Consider the following 24825-nt stretch of genomic DNA (forward strand, 5'->3'; position numbering starts at 1 on the left):
TCTCCTGTAAGGGTGCCAGCCCCGAACTGCTTTGATTACGATCGTAACTATTGATATACATGACGATCGCCATTATAATTGTCAAGGTCCGGAATCAAGGATTTGCGACATGCGCGTTTCAAAGGAACAGGCGGCCAAAAATCGCGAGCGTATCCTTGAGGCCGCCTCCCGCCTGATGCGAGAGCGCGGCATCTCCGGCATGGGGGTGGACGCGCTGGCCGACGCCGCCGGGATGACCCATGGCAGCCTGTACAGTCAGTTCGGCTCCAAGGAACGGCTTGTCGAGGAAGCGGTCGCCCACGCCATCATCGCCAAAGGGCGAGAGGTGCCCGACGGATTTACGCTCGGCGACTATTTTTCCGAATACCTCTCGGCGGGACATCGCGACAAACTGGGAAGCGGTTGTCCTTTCGCGGCTCTGTCTTGTGAGATGCCGCGCCAAAGTGCCGGTGTGAGAGAGCGTTTCACCGCCGGCGTGCGCGACATGATCGGGCTGTTGAGTGGACGCATCGCCTCGACGCTAAAACCGCGGCAGCGCGAAGAGAAGGCGCTCGCGATCGCCGCCGCTCTGGTCGGGGCACTCGTGCTGGCCCGCGCCGTGAACGATCCCAAGCTGTCGGACGATATCTTGCGCGCGACCAGAAACCGGTTGGGCGATTGATCGCGCCTCGTGCGCCGCCGATGTTTCTACGTGGAGTTGACTGACAGATCGGGTGCTCGTAAGCTACGTAGCGTAGCGTTACTTTAGGTGACACAAAAACATAAACCGTACTGGTTGTGCACGCGAACGGGATAGAGACGCCAATGTCAGCTCGCCCCCTCATTCCGCGCCGGAAGCTGTTTGGGAATCCGACCTACGTTGGAGCAAAGCTGTCGCCGGGTGGCCAATGGCTGTCCTGGCTTGCGCCCGTCGACGGCGTTCTGAACGTCTGGGTATCACCAGTCGACAGCATCTCCGCAGGACAGCCAGTGACGCGCACCCGAGGCCGACCAATCAATTGGCAGACCTGGAGCCCGGATGGTCGCTATATCATGTTTCTCAACGACGAGAACGGCAATGAGAATCTGCACCTGTTCGTCGTCGATCCCCACACGCAGGAGCTCAGGGATATGACGCCATTCGCCAATGTTCAGGCCATGCCGACGCATTGGTCACACATGATTCCCGACAAGATCGCGATCGGCCTCAACGATCGCGACGCGCGATGGCACGATATCTTTCTGCTTGACCTCGGGACCGGCGAACGCTCGCTGATCTGGGAAAATCGGCAGGAGTTCGCCTTCGTGATACTCGACTGGCAATTGAAACCGCGTCAAGCGCGCGGCAATGCACCTGATGGAGGTTCGCGTCATTGGCGCCTCGAAGACGGAAAGATTACACATTGGTTCGACGTGCCATTCGAGGCCAATATAACCACCCGGCCATGGAGGTTTGATGCCTCGGGCAGTCACCTTCACATGAGCTCAAGCCTGCAGAATGACAAAGCTTCGCTGCTCCAGATCAACTGGGTGACCGGAGAAGAACGCGTCCTGTATCAAAGCGATCGCGCCGACGTGACAGGCGCCATCTTCAATACCAAGACCTTCGAACCGGAAGCGGTTTGCATCGACCCTGGCCGGCAGGAATGGACGGCCTTAACATCGGCAGTCGTAGGCGAGCTTGATCTGATCAAGGCCCGACTGCCAGACCATGCGTTTCACGTCGAAAGCCAAAGTGACGATGGCGGGCGGTGGATCGTGGCTAGCCACGCGCCAGATCGACCCGTCACATATCATCTCCTCGACCGCGACGGGCAGACACTCACCGAGCTGTTCACGGCCCGGCCGGAGCTCAAGCCATGCCGGCTGGCGCCGATGCAGGAAGTGCAGGGCCAGTCGCGCGACGGGCTCACGCTCGTCTCCTACCTCACGCTACCGGCGGATGTTGAGGGCGACCGCCCGCCCCGGCCGTTGCCGATGGTCCTCATCGTCCACGGCGGCCCGTGGGGCCGCGACATCTACGGCTATCGCCGGGATCACCAGTGGCTGGCCGACCGCGGCTACGCCGTGCTTTCGGTCAACTATCGGGGATCGACAGGCTTCGGCAAGGCGTTCGTCGCAGCCAGCGAGAAAGAGCATGCGCGAAAGATGCACGATGATCTCATCGACATGGTCGATTGGGCGATCGCGCAAGGGATCGCCGAGAAGGACAAGGTCGCGATCTTCGGCATATCCTATGGCGGCCTGGCCTCCTTCATCGGCGCGACCTTCACGCCGGATGTGTTCTGTTGCTCGGTGCCGGTGGTCGGCATCTCCAATTTGCAAACATTACTGGAATCGATGCCGCCTTATTGGGCCGGCTTTGCGGAATTCATGTATCGCAGCTACGGCGATCCCCGCACCGAAGAGGGCCGCAAGCTGCTCGCCGAGCGCTCACCAATCAACAAGATCGACAACATCAAAAAGCCCATGCTGATTTTTCATGGTGCCAACGACGTTCGTTGCAAGATCGCGGAGAGCGACACCATCGTCGCCGCCATGCAAGCCCGGAACATTCCGGTGGCCTACATCGTCTATCCAGACGAGGGACACGGATTCCAGAGGCCGCCCAATCAACTCTCCCATCTCGCAATTGCCGAGGCGTTCTTTGCGCGGCATTTGGGCGGAGCGTGTGAGCCAGTCGGCGAGGATTTTGAAGGATCCAGCCATGAGGTTCGCGCCGGGTCCGAAATCCTGTCTGACCTGGGAGTCGTCTGAAGAAAAAGCGGCCGGCGATATGACGTCACCGGCCGCGTTTCATGTGTTGGCCGCTCTACTCCGCCGGCGCCGCGTGCATTTCCGCACGCGAGACATAGTGCTCGCTGCTACGCCGGCCGAGAACGTACAAGCCTGCGGCCATCACGGCGTAAGCGAAAGCCACAGATGGTGTGACGCCGAAGCCTCCACCGATACCGACCGCCTCACCGTGCATGAAGCCAAAATAGGTCAGGACCGCACCGACCAGCGCGAAAGCCGAAGCCTTCTCGAAATCGCTTTCGATGATGAAGACGCCGATCGCACCCAGGATCAGGCCGCCGAGGATGGAGCCGCCGCCCATGATCTCGAGCCCGTGGTAGAACACGCCCTGCTGCGGCAGGGCGGCGATCGCGGCGGCCTTGACCGCGTCGGCCTTGTCGGCCGCCATGCCGCCGACGGTCGCAGCCGCATTCATGGTCGAGCCCAGCATGGTGTCGATCTGGAGCTTGGCCCAGGCGGCGAGATGTGGCGTCAGCGCCAGCACGATCGCGGGCGCATGCTTGACCGGCGTGGTCTGAAACGCCTGCGCACCGATGAGCATGCCGATATAAAGCAGGATCGGCGAGATCGCGACCACCGGCACCAGCGCTAGCAGCACCGAGATGATGCCGAACCACGCCAGCACCACCACCATGATGCCGGTCGCAGCCGAGTAGCCGATCCGGCCGCCCATCGCCTTCCAGCCGGGATGGCCGATATAGACCGCGTTGATGAAGGGATTGCCCATCAGGCAGCCGATCAGGCTGACGACGCCGTCGGCGGTGAGCACGCGCGTGGTCGGATATTCGTCGCCGGCGGCTTCCGCGCTCTCGACATTGTCCATGGCCTCGACGAGGTCATAGATGCCGAACGGAATCGCCGTGACCAGGATGACGCCGAGGAATTCGAAGCCGGAGAATACCTGTCCCACCGCCGGGATCGGCACCGAGAAGCCGAAACTGGCGAAGGCATCGCCGACGCCCTTGACGCTCAATCCACCCAGATTGAGCCCGAACAGGTTCGAGCCCCAGGCGATGATCATGCCGACCGCGATCGCGATCAGGCCCGCCGGAATGCTCTTTGGATATTTCACGCCGCCGAACCAGCTCACCAGAATGATGGCGAAGCAGACCAGCCCGATCTGCGGCGTCATGTACATTTCCAACGCCGGTCGCATCGAGATGAAGGTGACGGAGACGCCGGCGAGCGTGCCGAGCAGCGCCGCGCGCGGCGTGATTTTTCGGATGAAGGGGGCGATGAAGCCGCCGATCATGAGGATAAAGCTCTGGAAGAACACCCAGACCAGGCCGGCCGACCAGCCCTTCAAGGGATCACCGGTCTTGATCGTGATCGGCAGCATGATCACGAAGGTGACGATGAACATGTGCGGCACGCTGACGCCCGAGGGCAGCGCGCAGACGTCGCTGCGGCCGGTCTTCTGCGCGAGACGATAGGCGAGATAGGCGTAATAAAAAGTGGAGAGGCACATCATCAGCCCGAGCGCTGGCAGGATGCGGCCGAACACGAGACTGTCCGGCATCTTCAACACGAAGCGCAACAGGCCCGTGAGCACCAGCATGTTGACGAGGATATTGGTGCCGAAGCCGAAAAAGGCGTTCCAGTCGCCCGGCGTCCATAGTGCCGGCTTGAACCCGGATGTGTTCAGATCAGATTTGCCGGCCGTCCCCGTCATACTCGTGCTCATGGTGATGCCCCTAAACTGATGTGGAAATCTTCATTGCCTCCAGAACTGCGGCTGAGCTTGCGACCCAGCCGAAGATGCCGCCCTGGGCCTTGATCATCTTCAGGCCCATCTCGTGAAACTCGGGAAAGTAGGATGCACAGCCGTCGGAGATGACGACGCAGCGATAGCCGCGGTCGTTGGCCTCGCGCACGGTGGTGTTGACGCACACTTCCGTGGTGACCCCGCACACCAGAAGGTTCTCGATGCCGTATTTCTCCAGCACGTCGGTCAGCTCGGTGGCGTAGAACGCGCCCTTGCCCGGCTTGTCGATCACCACTTCGCTGTCGAGCGGATAGAGTTCGGGGATGATGTCGTGGCCGGCTTCGCCGCGAACGAGAATGCGCCCCATCGGGCCGGGATCGCCGATGCGAAGGCTCGGCGCGCCGCGCTCGACTTTCGCGGGCGGCGCATCGGAGAGATCGGGCAGATGGCCTTCGCGCGTGTGGATTACCAGCATGCCGGTGTCGCGCGCGACTTTCAGCAGCGCACCGATCGGTTTCACTGCGCGGGCGAGCTGGCTGACGTCGTTACCCAGCGTCTCGCCGAAGCCGCCGGGCTCCATGAAATCGCGCTGCATGTCGATGATGAGGAGCGCGGTGCTCGCCCAGTCGAGCTTGATTGGCTCGGGCTCAGCGCTGATGACGCCCTGTGTCGGCTTGCTCGAGTTCAACATAACACAGGCCTCCGCGAGAACTCTCTTTGCGAGGAGTTCTGCAAACGCCGTGCCATTGTGTACAATTGCAAGCCGACGCCCGGCGGGGAGAATCCCATGCGTGCTCAGAAACTTACGCCGGGACCTGACGGCTGCTTATTCCCTGTGCGACGGCTTTGCGACAGGCATTTGCCTAGAGGATGAGCGACCGCGAACTCTCTTCCGCGGTGATGCGCATTGCGCACCTGAACATTCATCGGACCGCAATATTGAGGTGACATGGATTCCGGGCTCGACGTTGCGCGTCGCCCCGGAATGACGTGGGGAGCTTCCGCGCTAGCGCGCCGCCTTGCGCTCGACGGGCTCGATGTCGATCGCCCGCAGCCGGCCGAGCCGCAGCACATCCATAGCGAGCCGCCGGCCGATGCGGTCGCGGTCGAGCACGCGGACCAGATCGTCGACGCCGTTGATCTCGACGCCGTCGAGCCTGATCACGACGTCGCCCGGCAGCAGGCCCGCTTTCGCCGCCGGCCCGTCCGGCTCGATCTGGGCAAGCAGCGCGCCCATCTTGTTGTCGACCCCGGCCAGCACCGCGTGCCGTCGCGGGATCGGTGCGGTCTGCCCGGCGACGCCGACATAGGCGCGGCGGACATAGCCGTGCCGGATGATCTCCGACAGCACGAATTGCGCGGTGTTGCTGGCCACCGCGAAGCAGATGCCTTGCGCACCGCTGATGATGGCGGTGTTGATGCCGACCACCTCGGCGTTCGACGACAGCAGCGGCCCGCCGGAATTGCCGGGATTGAGCGCCGCATCGGTCTGGATCACGTCCTCGATGGTGCGGCCGCTCACCGAGCGGATCGAGCGCCCGAGCGCCGAGACCACGCCGGCGGTGACGGTCGATTCAAAGCCGAGCGGATTGCCGATCGCGATCACGAGCTGGCCACGGCGCAAGGTCTTGGAGTTGCCGAGCGACGCGTAGGGCAAGTCGCGCACCCCGTTGGCACGCAGCAGTGCCAGATCGGTATCGGGATCGACACCGAGCACCCTGGCGTCGCCGACATTGCCCTCGACGTCCCGCAGCCGGATCTCCTTGGAGGAGCCGACCACGTGGCTGTTGGTGAGGACGAGGCCATCCGGCGAGATCACGATGCCGGAGCCGAGCCCGCCGCGCTCGCGGCCGTTCGGCACCTTTGGCCCGGTCTCGACGCGCACGACGGCAGGGCCGACGCGATCGGTCACGTCGATGACGGCATTGGAATAGGCGTCCAGCAGGGCCCGGTGATCGACCGGAGCAGCCGCCGCCGCTCGCGATGACGATGCGTCATCGGCGATGTCTGAGGTCAAATCCAACATGGCAAGTTTCCTTGAGGCTCACACAGATGGTGGCCTGTTTCCTCTCGCGCAAGTGGCCGGTTTGGGGGCACAAGGCTACACCGTTGGCTAGGGTGCTCGTCGCAGGGTGCCGCCTCTGGCCTTCACCGGGTCGAGCAGCGACCAGTCGCCATCCTCCAGCACATAACCCTTGGGGAACGGCGCGCGCAGCTCCAGCCCAAGCGAGCGCAGCACGCGGTCGTCGCGGTAATAGCATTGCAGCACCACGCGAACGAGAGTTGCGGCCGCCGCACCACCGGAACTGCGAAACGCCTGCGCCACTGCATCGCGCCTGGCGGCATCGAGTTCGGCGAGCGGCTGGCCGGCGAGCCGCGCGAGATGGTCCAGCGCCTGTCGCACCAGCACGCTGTCGCGGCCGAGCGTGACCAGCATATCGGTCTGGATTGCGGGGTCGTCCGCGCCGGGCACCTTGTGCTCGTCGCTGGCCGGAACGATCATCGCAGCGATGGTGCGGAGATCGTCATGCTGCCGCGGCGTGAGTGGATTGTCTGCGGACATGACGGCCTCAATCGAACAAATTGGCGAGGCGCTGCTTCATCTGGTCGGCGACGTAGAGCGCGAGGGCCTGGATGGTGGAGGTCGGATTGACCCCGCCCGAGGTGACGAAGACGCTGCCGTCGACGATGAAGAGATTCTTCACGTCGTGCGAGCGGCCCCATTCATTGACCACGGAACGTTCAGGGTCGGTACCCATCCGCGCGGTGCCGAGCAGGTGCCAGCCGCCCCACGGGATCGGCGCATTGACGCAGATGTCGGTCGCGCCCGCAGTTTCCAGGACCTCGCGGCCGCGCGCAAGCGCGTGGTCCATCATCTTCCGGCTATTCTCGCTGATCGTGTAGTCGATCCTGGGCGCGGGAATGCCGTTGCTGTCCTTGAGGACCGGATCGAGCGTGACGCGATTGTGCTCTTCCGGCAGGTCCTCGCAGATCGCGGAAAAGCCGAGCCGATGGCCGTTCAGCTTGCGGAAGACGCGGTGATGATCCGCGCCCCACGGCAAAATGCCCTTCTGCTCACTCACGACCGCCTCGAACACCGGCCCTGCGCCACGCACGAACTGGACGCCGTAGCCGCGCACGAAGCCACGCGACAAATCCGTGTCGTACCACTCCTTGCTCCACAGGCACGTCGGCGGCGCGCGGTTGCTGTCGGTCGGCTCCTTCACATAGCCGTAGATCTGCGCATAGGGATGAAACATCAGGTTCTTGCCGACAAGGCCCGACGAATTCGCCAGGCCGTTCGGGAAGCGGCCGGACGCCGAGTTCAGCAGCAGCCGTGGCGTGCCGACGCCGTTGCAGGCAATGATGACGACGTGCGCCGGCTGAAACTGCTCGACGCCGTCCTTGTCGTAATAGACCACGCCCGAAGCCATGCCGTTCTCGTCGGTCGTGATCTCCCGCACGCGACAATGAGTGCGTAGTTCGACGCCGGCGCGGATCGCATGCGGCCAATAGGTGATGTCGGTGGAGGATTTTGCGCCTTGCGCACAGGCGGGCGTACAATGGCCGAGATTGATGCAACGCGCCCGGCCTTCATAGTCCATGGTCGCGACCGTGGTATCGGACGGCCACCAATGCCAGCCGAGCTTGTTCATGGCCTTGCCGACGATCGCACCTGACAACCCGAGCGGCTGTTGCGGCATCGGCGGATGCGTCAGCGGCGACAGCGGATCGCCCGATAGCCCCGAGGTGCCCATCATCCGGTCGTTCTCTTCGAAGAACGGCGTCAGCATGTCGTACCCGATCGGCCAGTCCTCGGCGACGCCGTCCAGGGTCTTCACCTTGAAATCGGAGGGGTGCAGCCGCGGCCAGTGCGCGGTGTACATCACCGTCGAGCCGCCGACCGCATTATAGTTCACGACCTTGATGGGCGAATTGTCGTCGTTGATCGGATAGTCCTCAGGCCGGCCACGGATGTTCGGGCTCGACGACCACTCGCCGAAGAACTTGGCTTCCCAGTCCCGGCCCGTGCTCGGATATTCCGCCGGATTCATCCAGCCGCCCTGCTCCAGGCAGAGAATGTGCATCTTGGTCTCGGCCAGCGACCACGCGACCGCGGCGCCCGAAGCGCCGGCGCCGATGATCAGGACGTCCACGGGGTCTTTCATCGAAACATCGTCCTCCCGCCCTCGCCGCTTTCCGGGCGATTCGGCCATCACGGCTCGCAAGGCTTATCGCAAACGATAGGATCAGAGCGACGGCTGAGTAAAGCCGCGAGACTGGTATGTCGCACTTCGCTGGGCGCAGACCATTGGTGTTGCCGGTTCCGGATGCTAGGAACGAGGCGCAAGAGCCATCGATAGCGAGACCGCATGTCCTTCCGAAATTCCTTTGCCGTCGTCGTCCGCGCGTTCGCGCTCGTTTCATGTCTCGCGCTGTCAGGATTTCTGGCCGTGTCCGGACCAGCCTCCGCGCTGACCGCAGCCGCGACCGTCCGGGACGCCAACTCGATCCAGCTTGGCGACGTCACCTACCGGCTCGACGGCGTCGACGCACCCGAGCTGGACCAGGTCTGCATCGATGACCACGCCGATCCCTGGACCTGCGGCATCGAGGCCCGCGACCAGCTATCGAAGCTGATCGGCGGACGCTCCGTGCGCTGCGACGATGTCGGCCCCGAGAAGAACTTTGGCAAACGGCACCGGGCGATCTGTACGGCGGAGGGCGACAAGGTCAGCTTGAACGAGCAGCTCATCAAGCTCGGCTTCGCGATCGCGCGCGAGCCGATCAAGGCCAACCTCAAGCAGGCGGCCGCCGACGCCAGGACCGCCTCGGCCGGCATCTGGAAGGGCTGCTTTGTTGCACCGCAAGAATTCCGAACCGGCAAGAAGGACGGCCCTTTGCTGGGCGCCGCCTGCCGCTCGGACCGCGACAAGGAGATACGCGCGGCGCTGTTTCCGGACGACCTGACGATGCCGCCAAGCTGCAGCATCAAGGGCAAGCTCGCGGTGCGCGCGCGGGTCACCGGCAACATCGGCATCTACCATTTGAGGGGCTGCCCGAGCTACGCCGCGACCACGAAGCCGGACCGTTGGTTCTGCTCCGAGGACGACGCGCAGGCCGCAGGCTTCCGCAAAGCCTACAATTGCCGCCGCCCCAAATAAGGGTCAGCGAGGGTTCAAGCGACGAATCTCCTCACGCGCTCGTGAGGGGGGTAGCTGGAGACAGTATTGATCCGGAATTGAACTCTATCGAGAGTTGCTGCATTTCTAGGCGCATGCGGTAGCGCTTGCGCTAGCGCATCCTTGGCAGACGATCCGGCTCCGGCCCGATTGTCTTTGCACGGGCGTTTCCTCCCTAGACTTGGGCCGCTTGTCCACGACAGGCGGCCTTCTTTATGGGCGCCCCTACATCCGCATCCGCATGATCTGGTCCATCGGCGGCATGTTCGCGTTCAGATGCGACATGATCCAGACGGAGCCACCAACCACCAGGAAGACGATCAGCAGCCCAAAGGCCAGCGCCAGCACGTTGTTGGTATTGTCGGGGCCCGTTGTGATGTGCAGGAAGAACACCAGATGCACGCCCATCTGCGCGATCGCGAGCACGATCAACGCGACGGGGATGGAAGGCTGCCAGACCAGATTGGTGCCGGCGATGAAGAACGATGTTGCCGTGAGCAGCAGCCCGAGCCCAAGGCCGACGACGTAGCCGAGGACCCTTGCGCCGACGCTGTGTTCTTCGGCTTCGCCGGGCGCGAGGTCATGTTCGATGTGCGTCTGATCGCTCATGCGCCACTCCCAAGCAGATAGACCACCGAAAACACCGCAACCCAGATGATGTCGAGCGCGTGCCAGAACAGTGCGAAGCACATCATCCGGCGCAGGATGTCGGCGCGAAAGCCTTTTGCGAAGACCTGCGCCATCATGGTGAGGAGCCACAGCACACCCGCCGAGACGTGCAACCCGTGGCAGCCGACCAGCGAGAAGAACGCGGTCAGGAACGCGCTACGCGACGGACCATAGCCGCGCGCGACGAGGTCGGCGAACTCGCGGAACTCGATCGACAGGAATATGAGCCCGAGCGCGCAAGTCACGGCCATGCTGAGATAAAACCAGAGCCGGTTGCGCACATCGGCCGCAATGCTGGCCATGCCACATGTGAAGCTCGACAGCAGCAGGCAGACCGTCTCGATGGCGACGTTCTTCTGATCGAATATCTCGGAGCCTTTCGGGCCGCCGGCGGTCTGCCCGGACAGCACCGCGTAGGCCGCGAAGAAGCAAGAGAACATCACGATGTCGGAGAGCAGGAATATCCAGAAGCCGTAAGCCGTGACGATGCGCTTCGGCGCCGGCCCTTCGTGCTCGGCAGCGCGACCGATATGATGGGGATCGGCGTGGGCACGGCCAACCGTTGCCGTCATCGACATCAGACCGCCCCCGCCATGCTGACGAGGTTGCGTCGTTCCTCGCGATTGATGCGGTCGACGCGGGCGACTTCCGCGGCTGGAATGACGTATTCGTCATGATCGCGCCAGGCGAACACGACGAAGGTCGCGAACGCGCCGATGCCGCCCACAATCACCAACCACCAGATATGCCAGATCAGCGAAAAGCCCATGATGGTAGCAAAGAACGCGCAGACAAATCCGGTGGGCGAGTTCCGGGGCATCTCGATGTCCCGATACTCCGGCTCAGGGCTCTCGAGCAATTGCTGTTTGGCATGGGCCTTCAAATCCCAATAGGCATCCTCGCCGCGCACATCCGGACTGAAGGCGAAATTGAACACCGGCGGCGGCGACGAGGTCGCCCATTCCAGCGAGCGTCCGTCCCAGGGATCGCCGGTGCGGTCGCGTAGGCTTTCACGGTTGCGGATGCTGACCACGACCTGCATGACCTGGCTCAGGACACCGATCGAGAGCAGCGCCATGCCAAACGCCGCGATGATCATCCAGGGCCGCCAGGCCGCGACGTCATAGTGCTGCATCCGCCTGGTCATGCCGAGCATGCCGGCGATGTAGAGCGGCATGAAGGTGACGTAGAACCCGAGAAAGGTGAACCAGAACCCGATCTTGCCCCAGCGCTCGTCGAGGCGAAAGCCAAACGCCTTCGGAAACCAGTATTCGAACCCGGCGAATGCACCGAACAGCACGCCGCCGATGATGACGTTGTGGAAGTGCGCCACCAGGAACATGCTGTTGTGGAGCATGAAGTCGGCCGGCGGCACCGCGACCAGCACGCCGGTCAAGCCGCCGATGATGAAGGTCACCATGAAGCCGACGGACCACAGCATCGGTGTGGTGAAGCGGATCCGGCCGCCGTACATCGTGAACAGCCAATTGTAGATCTTCACTCCCGTCGGCACCGCGATGACCATGCTGGCGATGCCGAAGATCGCGTTGACGTCGGGCCCCGCGCCCATCGTGAAAAAGTGATGCAGCCAGACCATGAAAGAGATCACGCAAATCGCCATGGTGGCGAGCACCATCGAGCGATAGCCGAACAGCGCCTTACCGGAGAAGGTCGACACCACCTCGGAGTAGATGCCGAACGCGGGCAGCACGAGGATGTAGACTTCGGGATGTCCCCAGGCCCAGATCAGATTCATGAACATCATGACGTTGCCGCCGGCTTCGTTGGTAAAGAAGTGGAAGCCGAGATAACGGTCCAGCAGCAGCATCGCGAGCGTGGCGGTGAGGATCGGAAACGCCGCGACGATCAGGAGGTTCGAGGCCAGCGTGGTCCAGCAGAACATCGGCATGCGCAGGTAGTTCATGCCCTTGGTGCGCAGCTTCAGCACGGTCGTCACGAGATTGATGCCGGCGACCAGCGTGCCAACGCCCGAGATCTGCAGCGACCATGCATAATAGTCAACGCCAACGCCGGGCGAGTAGGACAATTCCGACAGCGGCGGAAAGGCGAGCCAGCCGGTGCGCGCGAACTCGCCGATCACGAGCGAGAGGTTGACGAGCAACGCGCCGGTCGCAGTGAGCCAGAAGCCGACTGAATTGAGCGTCGGAAACGCGACGTCGCGGACGCCGAGCTGGAGCGGCACGACGAGGTTCATCAGCCCGATCACGAATGGCATGGCCACGAAGAAGATCATGATGGTGCCGTGGGCCGAGAAGATCTGGTTGTAGTGCTCCGGCGGCAGATAGCCCTGCGACTGATAGGCGATCGCCTGCTGGACCCGCATCATGATGGCGTCGCTGCCGCCGCGCAGCAGCATCACCGAGGCGAGCAGGATGTACATGACGCCAATGCGCTTGTGATCGACGCTGGTGATCCATTCGTGCCAGAGATAGGGCAGATGTCCTTTCACCACGACCCAGCCCAGCACGGCGAGGATCGCAACCAGCACCACGGCGCCTGCGATCAGCGGGATCGGCTGGTCGAACGGGATCGCCGACCAATCGAGCTTACCGAGCATGGTCTCCTCCACTCTGCGACCGGCCGGCCTCGGACATCAACTCCGGGCCCGGCCCTGGCGGAATGTGCTGGGTCGAAATCAGGTCGAACAGCCGGGGATCATCCAGCCGATAGGCCGGCCTGCCCTTCTCGATGCCCTGCTGCATCAGCTTCTTGTAGCTGTCCTCGTTGAGGACGGCGTCCGATTTCGCGGTGTTCGCCACCCAATCCGGGAACGCGAGCGGCGAGATCACATTGACGTCGAACATCATGTCGGGAAAGCCGTCGCCGGAGAAATGCGCTGACAGGCCTTGCAGCTTGCCTTCGTTGTCGGCGCGCAGGTTCAGCTTCGTCACCATCCCGTTCATGGTGTAGATCATGCTGCCGAGCTGCGGGATGAAGAACACGTTCATCACGCTTGAGGACGTCAGCTGGAAATTCAGCTCGGCGCCGGCCGGAACCGTCAATGTATTGACGGTGGCGATGCGCTGGTCCGGATAGATGAACAGCCATTTCCAGTCGAGCGAGACCGCCTGGATCCGCACCGGGCTGCCAGTGCCTGGTACGGGCGCTGCGGGATCGAGTTGATGCGAACCGATCCAGGCGACGCCGCCGAGCAGAATCACGGTCAGCGCGGGGATCGCCCACACCACCATTTCGACGCGACCGGAGTAGACGAAGTCGGGCTGAAATTGCGCTCTCGGATTGGAGGCGCGAAACCAGAACGCGAAGGCCAGGATCGCGATGATGGTCGGCACCACAATCGCGAGCATGATGAAGACGGAATCGACCAGGATCGTGCTGTTGGCCGCAGCGACGGGCCCTTGCGGATCGAGCAGATTCATCGGCAACCACTGGCGGTTGGGAAGCCCCTGGGGAGAGCCTAGCGCGAGAAAGGCCCCGGCAGCAAACGCGAGTGCGCGAGGTCGGTTCCTAATGACGCTGCTCAATCGTCCATCATCTCGCGCGGCGGCATGCAATTCCATGCGATGTCAATGACATGGGCGCGGGACAGTCGGCCTTCTCACCCCCGCGCCCGGTTGCTATCGTCGAAGAAAAACAATGAGACGGCAAAGGGAAGAAACGCCATGCAAGGCCCTGAGGACGATGCCGGCCTCACCGGCAAGGTGGCATTGATCAGCGGCGGCGGCGCCGCAGGCGACGGGATCGGCAACGGTCGCGCCGCAGCCATCCTGCTCGCCCGCGCCGGCGCAAAGGTGCTGGTCGCCGATCGCGACCTCAAGCTCGCCGAGCGCACGGTGGAGATGATCGCAGCCGAAGGCGGCACGGCCGCGGCGCATGGCGGCGATGTCACCAGCGAGAACGACTGCAGGGCGCTGGTCGAAGCCGCGCTGGATCGCTGGGGCCGGCTCGATTTCCTCGACAACAATGTCGGCATCGGCAGCCGCGGCAGCGTGGTGGATGAGACGCCGGAGCAATATCGGCGCGTCATGCAGGTCAATGTCGAAAGCATGTTCCTGCTGTCGAAGCATGCAATTCCTGCCATGATCAAGACCGCCAAAGGCGGCGCGATCGTCAACATCTCCTCGATCTCGGCACTGCGGCCGCGGGGGCTCACGAGCTACACCACCTCGAAAGCGGCGATCATCGGCCTGACCCGGGCGATGGCGGTCGATCACGGCCGCGACAACATCCGCGTCAACTGCATCTGCCCGGGGCCGATCTACACGCCGATGGTCTATGCGCGGGGCATGAGCGAGCAGGCCCGGGCCCAGCGCGCCAAAGCTTCCGTGCTGAGAGTCGAAGGCACCGGCTGGGACATCGGCCACGCCGTCAAGTTCCTGCTCGGCAACTTTGCGCGCTACATCACCGGCCAGGTGCTGGTGGTCGACGGCGGCGTGACGCTGCAAGCTCCCGAACGTGAATCACAAGAACATTAAGCAAGGAAGGAAACAGGGATGGCCCGCTTGCCCTATCTCGAGGCCGACCAGGTCGCGCCCGAATACCGCGATATGCTCAAGCGCAACACCAACCTGCACAAGCTCCTGGTCAATTCACCGGAGATGGCGCGCGCCTTCAACGGCGTCGGCGGCTATATCCGCTTCGAAAGCAAGCTCGACCCGCGCCTGCGGGAGCTTGCGATCCTCCAGGTCGGCTGGATGGAGAAGTCGGAATACGAATTCACCCATCACGTGAAGATCGGCAAGGAATTCGGCGTCACCGACGAGGATATCGCGGGCCTGATCGCGGAGACCGAAGGCAAGCCGTCGAAGCTCGAGCCGCTGGCGAGCGCGATCCTGAAAGGCGCCCGCGAGATGGTGCGCCAGCTTGCGATGTCGGATTCGACCTTCGCCGAGATCAAGACACATCTCTCCGACGAGCACATGGTCGATCTCGTGCTGACTATCGCTTTCTATTGCGGCGTGGTGCGCGTGCTCGCCACCATGAAGATCGACAACGAGTCAACCTACAAAGAGGTACTCCAGCAGTACCCGATCCCGGGAGTGAACTGACATGCGCTTGAAAGACAAGATCGCGATCGTCGTCGGCGCCGGCCAGAGCCCCGGCGAAGGCATGGGCAACGGCCGTGCCACGGCGCTGACCTTCGCGCGCGAGGGCGCGAAAGTGCTGTGCGTGGATCATCATCTGGAATCGGCGCAGGAAACCGCGGCGATGATCGCCGCCGAACGCGGCACTGCAGCCGCCTTCAGGGCCGATGTCACCAAATCCTCGGACATCAAGGCGATGGTGGCGGACGCGCAATCGCGCTGGGGCCGGATCGACGTGCTGCACAACAATGTCGGCGTCAGCCTGTCCGGCGGCGACGCCGAATTGCTTCAGCTGACCGAAGAAGCCTTCGACCGCGTCGTCGCCATCAATCTGAAGAGCTGCATTCTGACGGCGAAAGAGGTGATCCCGATGATGCGCGCGCTGAACAGCGGTGTCATCATCAACATCTCCTCGATGGCTGCGATCACCACCTATCCCTATGTCGCCTACAAGGCAACGAAGTCGGCGATGATCGCCTTCACCGAACAGCTCGCCTATCAGAACGCCGAGTATGGCATCCGCGCCAACGTCATTTTGCCGGGCCTGATGAACACGCCGATGGCGGTCGATACTCGCGCCCGCGAATGGTCCAAGACCCGCGCCGAAGTCGAAGCCGAGCGCGACAGCAAGGTGCCGCTGCGAAAGAAGATGGGGACAGCATGGGACGTCGCAAACGCCGCGTTGTTCCTGGCGTCGGATGAAGCGAATTTTATTACGGGTGTCACGCTGCCGGTGGATGGTGGCGCGAGTGTGAGACGGGGGTAGTCTTCTCCCTCTCCCCGTTCTTACGGGGAGAGGGTTGGGGTGAGGGGCTGCTTCCGCAATCACAATGGCAGTTGGACTCGCGGAGAGTCCCCCTCACCCGGAATTTGCTCTCGCAAATTCCGGCCTCTCCCCGCACGCGGGGAGAGACGAAGGGACCTCGCTCACTGCGGCGCGCGCGTCACCCGCCAGATCGTGCCGCCGGTGTCCTCCGAGATCAGCAGCGATCCATCCTTGGCCACCGCGATCCCGACCGGCCGTCCCCACACCTGCGTGTCGTTGACGACGAAGCCCGTGACAAAGTCCTCGTACTCCCCGGTCGGCTTGCCGTCCTTGATCCGGATGCGGATCACCTTGTAGCCGGTGCGCTTGGAGCGATTCCAGGAGCCGTGCTCGGCGGCGAAGGCGTCGCCTTGATACTCGGACGGAAACTGCGTGCCCTGATAGAAGGTCATGCCGAGGGAGGCCGAGTGCGCCTGCACCAGCACGTCCGGAATCGTCACCTTGTCCTTGAGGTCCGGGCGTGCGCCGGCGTGGCGTGGGTCTTCGTTATTGCCGATATAGAACCACGGCCAGCCATAGAACGCGCCCTCCTTCACGCTGGTCACGTAGTCGGGCACCAGATCGTCGCCGAGGCCATCGCGCTCGTTGGTCGAGCACCAGAGCAACCCGGTCTGCGGCTGGATGGCAAGGCCGACGCAGTTGCGGATGCCGGTCGCATAGACTTTCCGGTCCTTCCCCTCGGGATTGAAAGCGAGCACCGCGGCGCGCTCGGCCTCGTAGCCCCAGGACGCACCGAGCGGCTGGGTGCGTGACCACGCCTCGAGCCCGCCGGGCGGGTTACCCATGCCTTCGCCGTCGTTGCTGGCGGAACCGACCGACACCAGCATGCGCTTGCCATCAGGCGTGAACACGATGTCGCGGGTGGAATGGCCCGATCCCTGCGCCAGGTTTGCCACCACGACATCGGGCTTGGCTGACGCCTTCAGATCGCCGGCATGATAGGGAAAGCGGACCGCATTGCCGGCGTTGGCGACATAGACCCATTGCGGGTTGTCGCCGCTCGGGAAGAAGGCGATGCCGAAGGGACGGGTGAGTCCGCTGGCATAGACCTCGTTGGTTGCGACCTTGGTGCCGCCCTCCCCGAGACGCAGCACGCGAATACGCCCTGACCCGGTCTCGGCAACGAAGATATCGCCATTGGGCGCGACACGCAGCACGCGCGGGTCGGACAGGCCATCAGCCAAAAGCTCGATCCTGAATCCTTCCGGCACGAGCGGCGTGGCACTGCCGCGCGCCGTCACGCGCGTGGGGTTGGCGACCGATGGCGTGGCGCCGGGTTTGGCCAGATCCTGCGGGCGGATCAGCCTGACCACGCCGGGCTCGTCGGCGTGCCAACTGCCGTATGCGTCCTTGCCTTGCAGCACGGGCTCTGCTTGCGCGCCGGCGCAGGCTGCGAAAAGCCAGGTTGGCACGATCATGAGCGAAACATGAATCCTCACGTCATCTTCCTCCCGGACTTCACTGCCAAATCCCACGTCAGCTCATGCCCGCACGATGTGCAACAGCACGGGTCCATCGTACTGGAAAACAACGCGGATCGGTGCGACACATTGTAAGGGGACGACCGCCGGTTGCGGTCATCAAAGCTGCGGCATCGATGTCGCGATTGATGGGGTGATCATGTGGGGATCGATCTTATCGGAGTGGGTGAGCCTGCTGCTACGCTGGCTGCATGTGGTGGCGGCGATCGGCTGGATCGGCAGTTCGTTCTACTTCATCCATCTCGACCTCAGCTTGAAGCCGAAATCTGACCTGCCGGACGGCGTGCAGGGCGAAGCCTGGCAGGTCCATGGCGGCGGCTTCTACCGGATCATGAAATATCTGGTGGCCCCGAGTCAGATGCCGGAAGAGCTGACCTGGTTCAAATGGGAGGCCTACACCACCTGGCTGTCCGGCTTTGCGCTGATGGTGGTGGTCTACTATCTCGATGCCGATCTGTTCCTGGTCGACAGATCGACCCTCGACCTCACGCCGCTCCAGGCCGGGCTGTTCAGCTTCTCAAGTTTGGCGCTGGCCTGGCTGCTTTACGAGATCGCCTGCCGCACCGGGCTGGCGCAGCGCGAGCTGCCCTTCGCCATTGGCGGTTATCTGTTCCTGGTCGCGCTGACCTATGTGTTCACGCATGTGCTGAGCGGCCGCGGCGCCTTCAACCAGATCGCGGCGATCATCGGCACCATCATGGTCGCCAACGTGTTCGCGCTGGTCATCCCGAACCAGAAGAAGATCGTGGCAGCACTGATCGCGGGACAGGCGCCGGATCCGAAACTCGGCAAGACCAGCAAGGAGCGCTCGGTCCACAACAACTATCTGACGCTCCCGGTGATCGTGCTGATGATCAGCAACCACTATCCCCTGCTCTACGCTACCCGCTTCAACTGGATCATCGTCGCGATCGTGCTGGCGCTCGGGCCGGTGATCCGCCACTTCTTCAACGAGCGGCACGCCGGCCGCAAATCGCCGTGGTGGGTGTGGGGCATCGCGGCGGCGGGAGCGATCGCGATTTTCTTTCTCTCCGCCGCCGGCCCCCGCGAGGTGAAGACGGGCGCGCTGTCGGCGCAGCCCACGGTCGCCGATGTCGAGGAGATCGTGATGTCCCGATGCAGCATGTGCCACGCGGCCGAGCCGGTCTGGGCCGGCATCGTGACCGCGCCGAAGGGCATCATGCTCGACGCGCCCGAGCATATCCATCGCAACATCCGCCTGATCGGCCGCGTCGCCGCCTGGTCCAACGCAATGCCGCCGGGCAACATCACCGAGATGACCAGCGAGGAGCGCGCCATCCTCGCCGCCTATCTCAGCGAGCAGGATCACTGACGCCATCGATCGCGGCGCGTCGATGCGGCGTTTCGCGGAACGAAATTCCGCATCTGCCGGCGATTTCAAAATGACTTGAGCGCCTATCGGGCGTAGATAAGGCGGGCGGCCGCGTGGGCCGTCGAAAGTCAGTTTGCATTTGCGCCTAAGGACATCACAGTGGCCCTAAAGAACGTCATCGGTATCGACCACGCCGTGGTCATGGTGAAAGACCTCGACAAGGCTGCCGAGAACTACAGAAATCTCGGCTTTACGATCTCGCCGCGCGGCACCCATAGCGCGCATATGGGCACCGGCAATTACACGATCATGTTCGACCCGGACTATATGGAGCTGCTCGGCGTGCTCGCCGCGACCGAACACAACGCGCCGGCGCGCGCGTTTCTCGACCAGCGCGGCGAGGGCATCGAGCGCATCGCCTTCACCGCGGTCGATTCCACCGCCGGCGCCGAGGAGATCCGCGCGCGCGGGCTCGAGCCGATCGGCCCGACCGACTTCGAACGGCCGGTGATGCTGCCGAACGGCACGGTCTCCGCCGCAAAATTCCGCACCTTCATGTGGCCGACCGCTGAAGCGCCCGGCGGCGTGCGCATCTTCGCCTGCCAGCACAAGACGCGCGAAACGGTTTGGATACCCGAACTGATGGCACACGCCAATGCGGCGAAGCGGATCAAGCAGACGTTGATCGCAACGCCGCAGCCCGCAAAGGAAGCTGCGCATCTGGGTCGACTGGTCGATCGCGAACCCGCGGCGGAAGCCAATGGCGCGGTGACCGTGCCCTCCGGCGGTGATCGTGCCGACTTCGTTTATCTGACACTGGACCAACTCGGGAAACGCTATCCCGGCGTGCCGCTCGCGGGCCTCTCCGAGCGCGGCGGCGCGGCGCTGGTTCTTGTCAGCGGCGATCTCGCGGCGACCGAGAAGGCGCTGGGTTCAGCGGGTATGCGCAGCGGGGCGGCCATCTGCGTGCCGCCGGCCAAAGCCAACGGCACCCTGCTCGCCTTCATTGCCGGCTGATTTGAGCTAATTCTTTAACAAGCGTTTACCGCGTTGGCCCTAGGATTTCAGCTATCCACGCCGCCGGGACCAAGCGCATGTTTAAAGAGGGCTCGCCGATCGCCTATGACGCGCCGGCCGAACTGAAGAAGTGGCCGTCGCTGAAAGGCGAGAGGCAGAAGGACAGAGGTCCGCCCTATCTCGTCTACAACGGCACGCTCGCCGATTGCGTCCGCGAACTCATGGAAAAGCCGATCAAGGGCATCTCGCTCTACGACATCATGACGCCGCCGCAAGCGGCCTTCGAGCAGACCGTGCTGTCGCCCGGCGATGCTGCCGAGATCGCGATGCGCAAGGACTTTCCGAAGGCGTAAGCAACACCCGTCTTCAGTCATCACGCTTGAAACCTTATATTGCCCGGGTTCCGGATCAGCGGGCGGGATCGCATTTTCTGCTGCGGGAACACCGTACTAACACCGGGCTGTCTTCCGGAATCGCAGCTTCGCCGCAATTGCGGTTAATAAGTCCTTGTCACCGGCGCACGCCGGTTGTTCCCCCACAGTTCGAGGACTTTGACCGAGATGCGATTTCTCGTCGCGGCTTGCGCTGCGTTTCTGGCTCTGATGTGCGACGTCGGCTCGCCGCCGCCGTCGCAGGCCTCACACGTCGACAACGCCACGCCCAAAGCCGATCGTGGACCTTCACTCGTCCCCCCTCGCCGAACTCTTCCTCGCAAGCGTACAGGCCATCGAGCTCGCGAATGCGCGGGCGTCGTACGCGGAGGCGGTCGAGCCGGCGAGCGCGGATGAAACCGCCGCGCAAGCGCCGGCTTCGCCGACTGAACAATTCTGCCACGCGCTCAGGGAAGCGGCCGAACAGAGCGGCATTCCCGTGCCGTTCTTCGCCCGCCTGCTCTGGCAGGAGAGCCGCTTTCGCTCCGACGAAGTCAGCCAGGCCGGCGCGCAAGGCGTCGCGCAGTTCATGCCGCAGACGGCCGCGGAAGTCGGTCTCGATGATCCCTTCGATGCGATGAAGGCGCTACCCGCGTCGGCAAAGTTCCTGCGCAAGCTCCGTGACGATTTTGGCAATCTCGGCCTCGCGGCGGCCGCCTACAACGCAGGCCCCGGCCGCATCCAGAAATGGCTCGCCAAGGAAAGCGAGCTGCCGCGCGAGACACGCGACTATGTCCGGATCATCACCGGCACCAAGGCGGAGGATTGGACCGAGCGTTCTGCGGCCCTGGCGATCCGGATCGACCTGCCGCGCGAAGCACCCTGCGAAGGTGTCGGAAACCTCTCGAAGACGAAGGACGTCGCCTGGGTTCCGGTGAACCTGGCGCCGGCGGTCACCACCATCATTCGCAATGCGGAGGCAGCGATCACCAACCGCGCACGCAAGCGGTTCGCGTCCTTGCTCAGGAAGAATGCGTCGGCTCGCGGCAAGGCACGCAGCATCGTGGCGACGCGGGCCGCCGGCAAGAACGCACGGGCTCGCGCAATCCACGTCGCGTCGCGCGAACGTTCCGCCAGCTAAGCCGCCGGCGGAACGACACGATGAGCCCGTCGTCAGTTCGGCGGGCTTTTCGTCGTTGCCTGTTGCGACACCTTGGATGAGGCTTCGGTCGGCGCGTCCAGGAAAGCCACCGGCGTGCCGCGCTTGACGCTCGCGCCAAGCGTATGCGCGTCCCAATTGGTCAATCGTACGCAGCCGTGCGATTCGGACTTGCTGATCTTGCCGGGATAAGCGGTGCCGTGAATGCCATAGCCCTGCGCCGACAAATTGATCCAGTATGAGCCGACCGGATTGTTCGGCCCGGGCTTGATCGTGAATGGCTTCCTGGATTTGACGCCTGCAAACTTGTAATCCGGATTGTAGCGGTAGGTCGGGTTTTCATGCGCGTCGGTCACTTTCAGCGTTCCGCTCGGCGTCGGCTTCTCGGAGCTCCCGACCGTCGCCGGATAGAAGGCGAGCAGCTGTCCCGACGCATCGAATGCCTTCAGCGTCTGTCGCGTCTTGTCGACCTCGATGCGCGCGACCGGCATCGGATCGGGCTTCAAGTCGACATTCGCAACCGCGATGGTCTCGCCGGGTCTGTCAAATTTCTTGCCGGGATTGATCTTTGCGAGCAGCTCCTCGCTCATGTGGAATTTCTCGGCGAGCGCCTCGCGCGGGCTGGTATAGCTGAGCGCGGGCAGGCTTTTCATCTGCTCCATCCTCGTCGGTAGTTTCTTGAGGAACGGTCCCTTCACGTCGGCATCCGCGATCCTGTAATCGACGATGACAGGGCCGTCGGCGGTCGCGGCAAGCTTGTCCCAGAGTTCCGGCGTGATCGCCTTGTCGAAAGTCAGGCCGTTGGCATCGGCAAAGGCGGTAAGCGCCTTCTGCGCGTTCTCGCCGAGCTTGCCGTCGATCTCGCCGGGAGAGAAGCGGGCACGGTCGAGCAGGATCTCCAGCTTCGCAATCGATGCGTTGGGCTTGTCACGACCGGGCAGCTTCGTCGGCAGAGCCGCCTCGTTGATCGCGGCGGCGTCAAGGCGAGCCGCGAGCGCGGGCGTTGCGGCAACAAGCCAGAGTACCAGCGCGGCAAGAACTCGGGACATCCTGCGTCTCTCGCGATCGCCCGACCTGCTCGCGAAGAGCCAGCCGGTGTATCCTCGAGCTACCAACTTGCGTTGACATGCGCAGTTCCAGTTTTTCCCGGCGAAACCGCCATGATCCGAAGGAACCTGCGATGCCGTCGAGAAGCGCCGGGATCATCGCCTACCGAAGCCGGCCTGCCGGCCTCGAGGTCCTGCTTGTTCATCCCGGCGGGCCGTTCTGGCGCAACAAGGACCTCGGCGCCTGGTCGATCCCGAAGGGCGAGTTCGCCGACGAAGGGGATGCCGAGGCAACCGCGCGACGCGAGTTTTTCGAAGAGCTCGGAGTAGAGCTGACGGTGCCGCTGGTCGCGCTCGGTCGGGTCAAGCAGCGCGGCGGCAAGATCGTCACCGCTTTCGCCGCAGAATTTGATGTCGACGTGGGCAGCATTCGCAGCAACATGTTCGACATCGAATGGCCGCCACGCAGCGGCAAGCGGCAAAGTTTCCCGGAGGTCGATCGGGCGGAATGGTTTTCGCTCGATGAAGCACGCGAGAAGATCAACGAAGGGCAGCGTCCGCTGCTCGGCCGGCTTTCGCAAAATATGACGGCCGCATTGACTGCCGCAAAATAAAAAAGCGCGAAAACAACCCCATGCACAGTAGCCCGCGTGAGTGAGATCAAGGACTTGCGCCCCCGCAAGGCCGTTTGACTCGTCGGGCAAAACACTGGCAGGATGGCATCATCGCAGCAATCGTGAACGTCAGACCGCACCCAGCCATGGGCGCGGCGACGCGACTATGCGTAAGCCACTCATCGACATCGCAAAATCGTAACCCGCGCGCCGCGGTCGCCCTTGCAGGCACCGCGCCCACACGCCTGCACCCGCAAAGGACCCATCGCCATGACGACATCCCCAACGCATAACAGCACAGCAGCGCTCGCGACAATCGATCACGGGCGCGTCGCCCCAACCCCGCGGGTCAAAATCTCCCGGAGGCGGATCAGGATCGACCACCCGGACCCGCATGCCGGCGAGCGGCTGCTGGCCGATGCCCTCGGCGCGGTCGACCGCGACGCGATGGATGGCCTGCTCAAGCAATTGGTCAAGGCCAGCGTGATCGGGCAAAAGCCCGATGAAGCCAATCTCGCCTTCATGATCTCAATGGTGAAGAGCATCGCGCCGCGGGATTCCCTCGAGGCCATGCTGGCGGCGCAGATGGTGTCGGTCCACGTGGCGAGCATGCGCAGTGCCTGTCGCCTCGCCTGCACCGACGACGTGCCGCAGCAGGAGAGCCTCACACGCGCACTGACCCGGCTGGCCCGCACGTTCGCGGCCCAGATCGAGGCCCTGACCCGCCATCGCAGCAACGGCGCCTATGCGATCACCGTGCAGAACTTGTCAGTGCAGGATGGCGGGAAAGCCATCGTGGGGAACGTCACGCATACGAACATGATCGCCTCGGGGCCAAAAGCTGCGGACGCAATGATGGACGCAGGACTGGCCTCGGCCCGCGATGTCAAACAGCGTGCCACCGCATGAGCGACGACCACATCCGCAACACGAACGCGATGCTGTCGAGCCCGCGCTGCGGTGCCACCACGCGCGACGGCGGCACCTGCCGCGCGCCGGCCGTGCACGGAAAGGCGCGCTGCCGCATGCACGGCGGCGCGGCGCGATCGGGAGCACCGCGGGGAAACGGAAACGCGCGGAAGCATGGGCTGTTTGCCGCAGTGGTGGTTGCCGAACGGCGGCGGGTCCAAGCATTGTTGAGGGAGACGCGGCAACTGCTGCAAGAGATGAAGTTGGACTTGCCGAAGGGAGTAGGCCGTGAACCCATAAATCCGCCGGGCTGACGCCACGCCACGCTCCGCTATGCCTCGATAACCGACGCATTGCTGCACAGCGGCACAACGACACTATGGGCCAGAGGACTAAACCGCTCGCGCGGTAGAGCGCCGCGGCTGGCGACACGGCGAGCAATAGGCGACAGCTCATCGTGACGAGCGGGGCAATTAGGCCGTAGCTGGCGATGATCCGATGATCGAGGACGTGCTGATCTGGAAGTTCGTGGCGGAGCACCAACCATTGCACAAGAGCCAACTCGAACCCTCGATCGCGATTGTGTGCAACGTCGCGCTAGTTGGACCCAGTCCGGAATCTCGACGTAAGCAGAGTTACAAATGCGGTGATGCTCTTGACGAGCAGCTCGA

General features: G+C 63.4%; 24 protein-coding genes. 13 read left to right on the forward strand and 11 right to left on the reverse strand.

All coding sequences use genetic code 11. The features are described 5' to 3' along the window. The first annotated feature begins 31 nt into the window (after nucleotides 1-31). Together AB8Z38_RS13150 and AB8Z38_RS13155 are read left to right on the forward strand one after the other, a co-directional pair. Nucleotides 32-661, forward strand: a complete 630-nt coding sequence (locus tag AB8Z38_RS13150; protein ID WP_369725575.1) for a TetR/AcrR family transcriptional regulator — start codon at nucleotides 32-34, stop codon at nucleotides 659-661. Nucleotides 662-1032: 371 nt separating this feature from the next. Continuing rightward, nucleotides 1033-2736, forward strand: coding sequence for an alpha/beta hydrolase family protein (locus tag AB8Z38_RS13155; protein ID WP_369725576.1), 1704 nt, complete (start codon nucleotides 1033-1035; stop codon nucleotides 2734-2736). Between the two features lie 55 nt (nucleotides 2737-2791). Here the strand turns inward: AB8Z38_RS13155 and AB8Z38_RS13160 are convergent, their stop codons facing one another. The 5 genes from AB8Z38_RS13160 to AB8Z38_RS13180 form a co-directional block, all read right to left on the reverse strand. Further along, nucleotides 2792-4459, reverse strand: a complete 1668-nt coding sequence (locus tag AB8Z38_RS13160) for a regulator (RefSeq protein ID WP_369725577.1) — start codon at nucleotides 4457-4459, stop codon at nucleotides 2792-2794. Nucleotides 4460-4469: 10 nt separating this feature from the next. Next, nucleotides 4470-5171 carry a cysteine hydrolase family protein gene (locus tag AB8Z38_RS13165; protein ID WP_369725578.1) on the reverse strand — a complete coding sequence of 234 codons (702 nt, stop codon included), beginning with the start codon at nucleotides 5169-5171 and terminating at the stop codon, nucleotides 4470-4472. A gap of 315 nt (nucleotides 5172-5486) precedes the next feature. Then, nucleotides 5487-6506: a S1C family serine protease gene (locus AB8Z38_RS13170; RefSeq protein WP_369725579.1), complete on the reverse strand. Its 1020-nt coding sequence runs from the start codon at nucleotides 6504-6506 to the stop codon at nucleotides 5487-5489. Nucleotides 6507-6593: 87 nt separating this feature from the next. Next, entirely contained in the window at nucleotides 6594-7043 is a 450-nt protein-coding gene (locus AB8Z38_RS13175) for a hypothetical protein (RefSeq protein ID WP_369725580.1), read from the reverse strand. Nucleotides 7044-7050: 7 nt separating this feature from the next. Next, on the reverse strand, nucleotides 7051-8649 hold the full coding sequence (locus AB8Z38_RS13180; protein ID WP_369725581.1) for a GMC family oxidoreductase: 1599 nt from the start codon (nucleotides 8647-8649) through the stop codon (nucleotides 7051-7053). Nucleotides 8650-8853: 204 nt separating this feature from the next. Here AB8Z38_RS13180 and AB8Z38_RS13185 point away from each other — a divergent pair, with 204 nt between their 5' ends. Next, on the forward strand, nucleotides 8854-9645 hold the full coding sequence (locus tag AB8Z38_RS13185; RefSeq protein WP_369725582.1) for a thermonuclease family protein: 792 nt from the start codon (nucleotides 8854-8856) through the stop codon (nucleotides 9643-9645). A gap of 243 nt (nucleotides 9646-9888) precedes the next feature. On the opposite strand, the gene cyoD is transcribed toward AB8Z38_RS13185, so the two are convergent. From cyoD to AB8Z38_RS13205, 4 genes are read right to left on the reverse strand one after another with little or no spacing between them, the layout of a single operon-like run. Beyond that, nucleotides 9889-10272, reverse strand: a complete 384-nt coding sequence (gene cyoD, locus AB8Z38_RS13190) for a cytochrome o ubiquinol oxidase subunit IV (RefSeq protein WP_369725583.1) — start codon at nucleotides 10270-10272, stop codon at nucleotides 9889-9891. Continuing rightward, a complete protein-coding gene (locus AB8Z38_RS13195) occupies nucleotides 10269-10910 on the reverse strand; it encodes a cytochrome (ubi)quinol oxidase subunit III (RefSeq protein ID WP_369725584.1) in 642 nt (213 codons plus the stop codon). Before AB8Z38_RS13195 ends, cyoD begins: the two co-directional genes overlap by 4 nt. Continuing rightward, nucleotides 10910-12910 carry a cytochrome o ubiquinol oxidase subunit I gene (gene cyoB / locus AB8Z38_RS13200; RefSeq protein ID WP_369725585.1) on the reverse strand — a complete coding sequence of 667 codons (2001 nt, stop codon included), beginning with the start codon at nucleotides 12908-12910 and terminating at the stop codon, nucleotides 10910-10912. Before cyoB ends, AB8Z38_RS13195 begins: the two co-directional genes overlap by 1 nt. Continuing rightward, the gene (locus tag AB8Z38_RS13205) at nucleotides 12900-13733 is read right to left on the reverse strand and encodes a cytochrome ubiquinol oxidase subunit II (protein ID WP_369725586.1); all 834 of its coding nucleotides are present in this window, start codon (nucleotides 13731-13733) and stop codon (nucleotides 12900-12902) included. The genes cyoB and AB8Z38_RS13205 overlap by 11 nt, the downstream gene beginning before the upstream one ends. A gap of 243 nt (nucleotides 13734-13976) precedes the next feature. Here AB8Z38_RS13205 and AB8Z38_RS13210 point away from each other — a divergent pair, with 243 nt between their 5' ends. The 3 genes from AB8Z38_RS13210 to AB8Z38_RS13220 are packed head-to-tail and all read left to right on the forward strand — an operon-like array spanning nucleotide 13977 to nucleotide 16164. After that, entirely contained in the window at nucleotides 13977-14789 is an 813-nt protein-coding gene (locus AB8Z38_RS13210; RefSeq protein WP_369725587.1) for an SDR family NAD(P)-dependent oxidoreductase, read from the forward strand. Nucleotides 14790-14807: 18 nt separating this feature from the next. After that, nucleotides 14808-15362 (forward strand): carboxymuconolactone decarboxylase family protein, encoded by a 555-nt coding sequence (locus AB8Z38_RS13215; RefSeq protein WP_369725588.1) that lies wholly within the window; start codon nucleotides 14808-14810, stop codon nucleotides 15360-15362. A 1-nt stretch (nucleotide 15363) separates the two neighbouring features. Next, nucleotides 15364-16164 carry an SDR family NAD(P)-dependent oxidoreductase gene (locus tag AB8Z38_RS13220; protein ID WP_369725589.1) on the forward strand — a complete coding sequence of 267 codons (801 nt, stop codon included), beginning with the start codon at nucleotides 15364-15366 and terminating at the stop codon, nucleotides 16162-16164. A 161-nt stretch (nucleotides 16165-16325) separates the two neighbouring features. Here AB8Z38_RS13220 and AB8Z38_RS13225 read toward each other — a convergent pair whose 3' ends face one another. Then, a complete protein-coding gene (locus tag AB8Z38_RS13225; protein ID WP_369726485.1) occupies nucleotides 16326-17642 on the reverse strand; it encodes a sorbosone dehydrogenase family protein in 1317 nt (438 codons plus the stop codon). A 202-nt stretch (nucleotides 17643-17844) separates the two neighbouring features. Here AB8Z38_RS13225 and AB8Z38_RS13230 point away from each other — a divergent pair, with 202 nt between their 5' ends. The 4 genes from AB8Z38_RS13230 to AB8Z38_RS13245 all read left to right on the forward strand — a co-directional run bounded on the left by AB8Z38_RS13230 (nucleotide 17845) and on the right by AB8Z38_RS13245 (nucleotide 21567). Then, complete coding sequence (locus AB8Z38_RS13230; RefSeq protein WP_369725590.1) at nucleotides 17845-19038, forward strand: urate hydroxylase PuuD; 1194 nt, start codon at nucleotides 17845-17847, stop codon at nucleotides 19036-19038. Between the two features lie 159 nt (nucleotides 19039-19197). Then, a complete protein-coding gene (locus AB8Z38_RS13235; RefSeq protein ID WP_369725591.1) occupies nucleotides 19198-20055 on the forward strand; it encodes a VOC family protein in 858 nt (285 codons plus the stop codon). A 77-nt stretch (nucleotides 20056-20132) separates the two neighbouring features. Next, nucleotides 20133-20408: a hypothetical protein gene (locus AB8Z38_RS13240; protein WP_369725592.1), complete on the forward strand. Its 276-nt coding sequence runs from the start codon at nucleotides 20133-20135 to the stop codon at nucleotides 20406-20408. A 319-nt stretch (nucleotides 20409-20727) separates the two neighbouring features. After that, nucleotides 20728-21567 carry a lytic transglycosylase domain-containing protein gene (locus tag AB8Z38_RS13245; RefSeq protein WP_369725593.1) on the forward strand — a complete coding sequence of 280 codons (840 nt, stop codon included), beginning with the start codon at nucleotides 20728-20730 and terminating at the stop codon, nucleotides 21565-21567. A 32-nt stretch (nucleotides 21568-21599) separates the two neighbouring features. Here AB8Z38_RS13245 and AB8Z38_RS13250 read toward each other — a convergent pair whose 3' ends face one another. Next, complete coding sequence (locus AB8Z38_RS13250; protein WP_369725594.1) at nucleotides 21600-22634, reverse strand: L,D-transpeptidase family protein; 1035 nt, start codon at nucleotides 22632-22634, stop codon at nucleotides 21600-21602. A gap of 131 nt (nucleotides 22635-22765) precedes the next feature. Here AB8Z38_RS13250 and AB8Z38_RS13255 point away from each other — a divergent pair, with 131 nt between their 5' ends. The 3 genes from AB8Z38_RS13255 to AB8Z38_RS13265 all read left to right on the forward strand — a co-directional run bounded on the left by AB8Z38_RS13255 (nucleotide 22766) and on the right by AB8Z38_RS13265 (nucleotide 24468). Continuing rightward, nucleotides 22766-23245: an NUDIX domain-containing protein gene (locus tag AB8Z38_RS13255; RefSeq protein WP_369725595.1), complete on the forward strand. Its 480-nt coding sequence runs from the start codon at nucleotides 22766-22768 to the stop codon at nucleotides 23243-23245. 270 nt (nucleotides 23246-23515) lie between these two features. Beyond that, nucleotides 23516-24154, forward strand: coding sequence for a hypothetical protein (locus tag AB8Z38_RS13260; RefSeq protein WP_369726486.1), 639 nt, complete (start codon nucleotides 23516-23518; stop codon nucleotides 24152-24154). Further along, nucleotides 24151-24468, forward strand: a complete 318-nt coding sequence (locus tag AB8Z38_RS13265; protein ID WP_369725596.1) for an HGGxSTG domain-containing protein — start codon at nucleotides 24151-24153, stop codon at nucleotides 24466-24468. Before AB8Z38_RS13260 ends, AB8Z38_RS13265 begins: the two co-directional genes overlap by 4 nt. Nucleotides 24469-24825 lie beyond the last annotated feature (357 nt).

It is taken from the genome of Bradyrhizobium sp. LLZ17 (assembly GCF_041200145.1).
In the GTDB taxonomy this organism is placed as follows: domain Bacteria; phylum Pseudomonadota; class Alphaproteobacteria; order Rhizobiales; family Xanthobacteraceae; genus Bradyrhizobium.

What these genes read in the sequence shown, in the direction of transcription:
- AB8Z38_RS13155 (WP_369725576.1), top strand. Translation starts at nt 1,033, where the DNA reads ATGTTTCTCAACGACGAGAACGGCAATGAGAATCTGCACCTGTTCGTC.
- AB8Z38_RS13160 (WP_369725577.1), bottom strand. Translation starts at nt 4,459, where the DNA reads ATGAGCACGAGTATGACGGGGACGGCCGGCAAATCTGATCTGAACACA.
- AB8Z38_RS13165 (WP_369725578.1), bottom strand. Translation starts at nt 5,171, where the DNA reads ATGTTGAACTCGAGCAAGCCGACACAGGGCGTCATCAGCGCTGAGCCC.
- AB8Z38_RS13170 (WP_369725579.1), bottom strand. Translation starts at nt 6,506, where the DNA reads ATGTTGGATTTGACCTCAGACATCGCCGATGACGCATCGTCATCGCGA.
- AB8Z38_RS13175 (WP_369725580.1), bottom strand. Translation starts at nt 7,043, where the DNA reads ATGTCCGCAGACAATCCACTCACGCCGCGGCAGCATGACGATCTCCGC.
- AB8Z38_RS13180 (WP_369725581.1), bottom strand. Translation starts at nt 8,649, where the DNA reads ATGAAAGACCCCGTGGACGTCCTGATCATCGGCGCCGGCGCTTCGGGC.
- AB8Z38_RS13185 (WP_369725582.1), top strand. Translation starts at nt 8,854, where the DNA reads ATGTCCTTCCGAAATTCCTTTGCCGTCGTCGTCCGCGCGTTCGCGCTC.
- cyoD (WP_369725583.1), bottom strand. Translation starts at nt 10,272, where the DNA reads ATGAGCGATCAGACGCACATCGAACATGACCTCGCGCCCGGCGAAGCC.
- AB8Z38_RS13195 (WP_369725584.1), bottom strand. Translation starts at nt 10,910, where the DNA reads ATGTCGATGACGGCAACGGTTGGCCGTGCCCACGCCGATCCCCATCAT.
- cyoB (WP_369725585.1), bottom strand. Translation starts at nt 12,910, where the DNA reads ATGCTCGGTAAGCTCGATTGGTCGGCGATCCCGTTCGACCAGCCGATC.
- AB8Z38_RS13205 (WP_369725586.1), bottom strand. Translation starts at nt 13,733, where the DNA reads ATGAATCTGCTCGATCCGCAAGGGCCCGTCGCTGCGGCCAACAGCACG.
- AB8Z38_RS13210 (WP_369725587.1), top strand. Translation starts at nt 13,977, where the DNA reads ATGCAAGGCCCTGAGGACGATGCCGGCCTCACCGGCAAGGTGGCATTG.
- AB8Z38_RS13215 (WP_369725588.1), top strand. Translation starts at nt 14,808, where the DNA reads ATGGCCCGCTTGCCCTATCTCGAGGCCGACCAGGTCGCGCCCGAATAC.
- AB8Z38_RS13220 (WP_369725589.1), top strand. Translation starts at nt 15,364, where the DNA reads ATGCGCTTGAAAGACAAGATCGCGATCGTCGTCGGCGCCGGCCAGAGC.
- AB8Z38_RS13225 (WP_369726485.1), bottom strand. Translation starts at nt 17,642, where the DNA reads ATGATCGTGCCAACCTGGCTTTTCGCAGCCTGCGCCGGCGCGCAAGCA.
- AB8Z38_RS13230 (WP_369725590.1), top strand. Translation starts at nt 17,845, where the DNA reads ATGTGGGGATCGATCTTATCGGAGTGGGTGAGCCTGCTGCTACGCTGG.
- AB8Z38_RS13240 (WP_369725592.1), top strand. Translation starts at nt 20,133, where the DNA reads ATGTTTAAAGAGGGCTCGCCGATCGCCTATGACGCGCCGGCCGAACTG.
- AB8Z38_RS13250 (WP_369725594.1), bottom strand. Translation starts at nt 22,634, where the DNA reads ATGTCCCGAGTTCTTGCCGCGCTGGTACTCTGGCTTGTTGCCGCAACG.
- AB8Z38_RS13255 (WP_369725595.1), top strand. Translation starts at nt 22,766, where the DNA reads ATGCCGTCGAGAAGCGCCGGGATCATCGCCTACCGAAGCCGGCCTGCC.
- AB8Z38_RS13260 (WP_369726486.1), top strand. Translation starts at nt 23,516, where the DNA reads ATGACGACATCCCCAACGCATAACAGCACAGCAGCGCTCGCGACAATC.
- AB8Z38_RS13265 (WP_369725596.1), top strand. Translation starts at nt 24,151, where the DNA reads ATGAGCGACGACCACATCCGCAACACGAACGCGATGCTGTCGAGCCCG.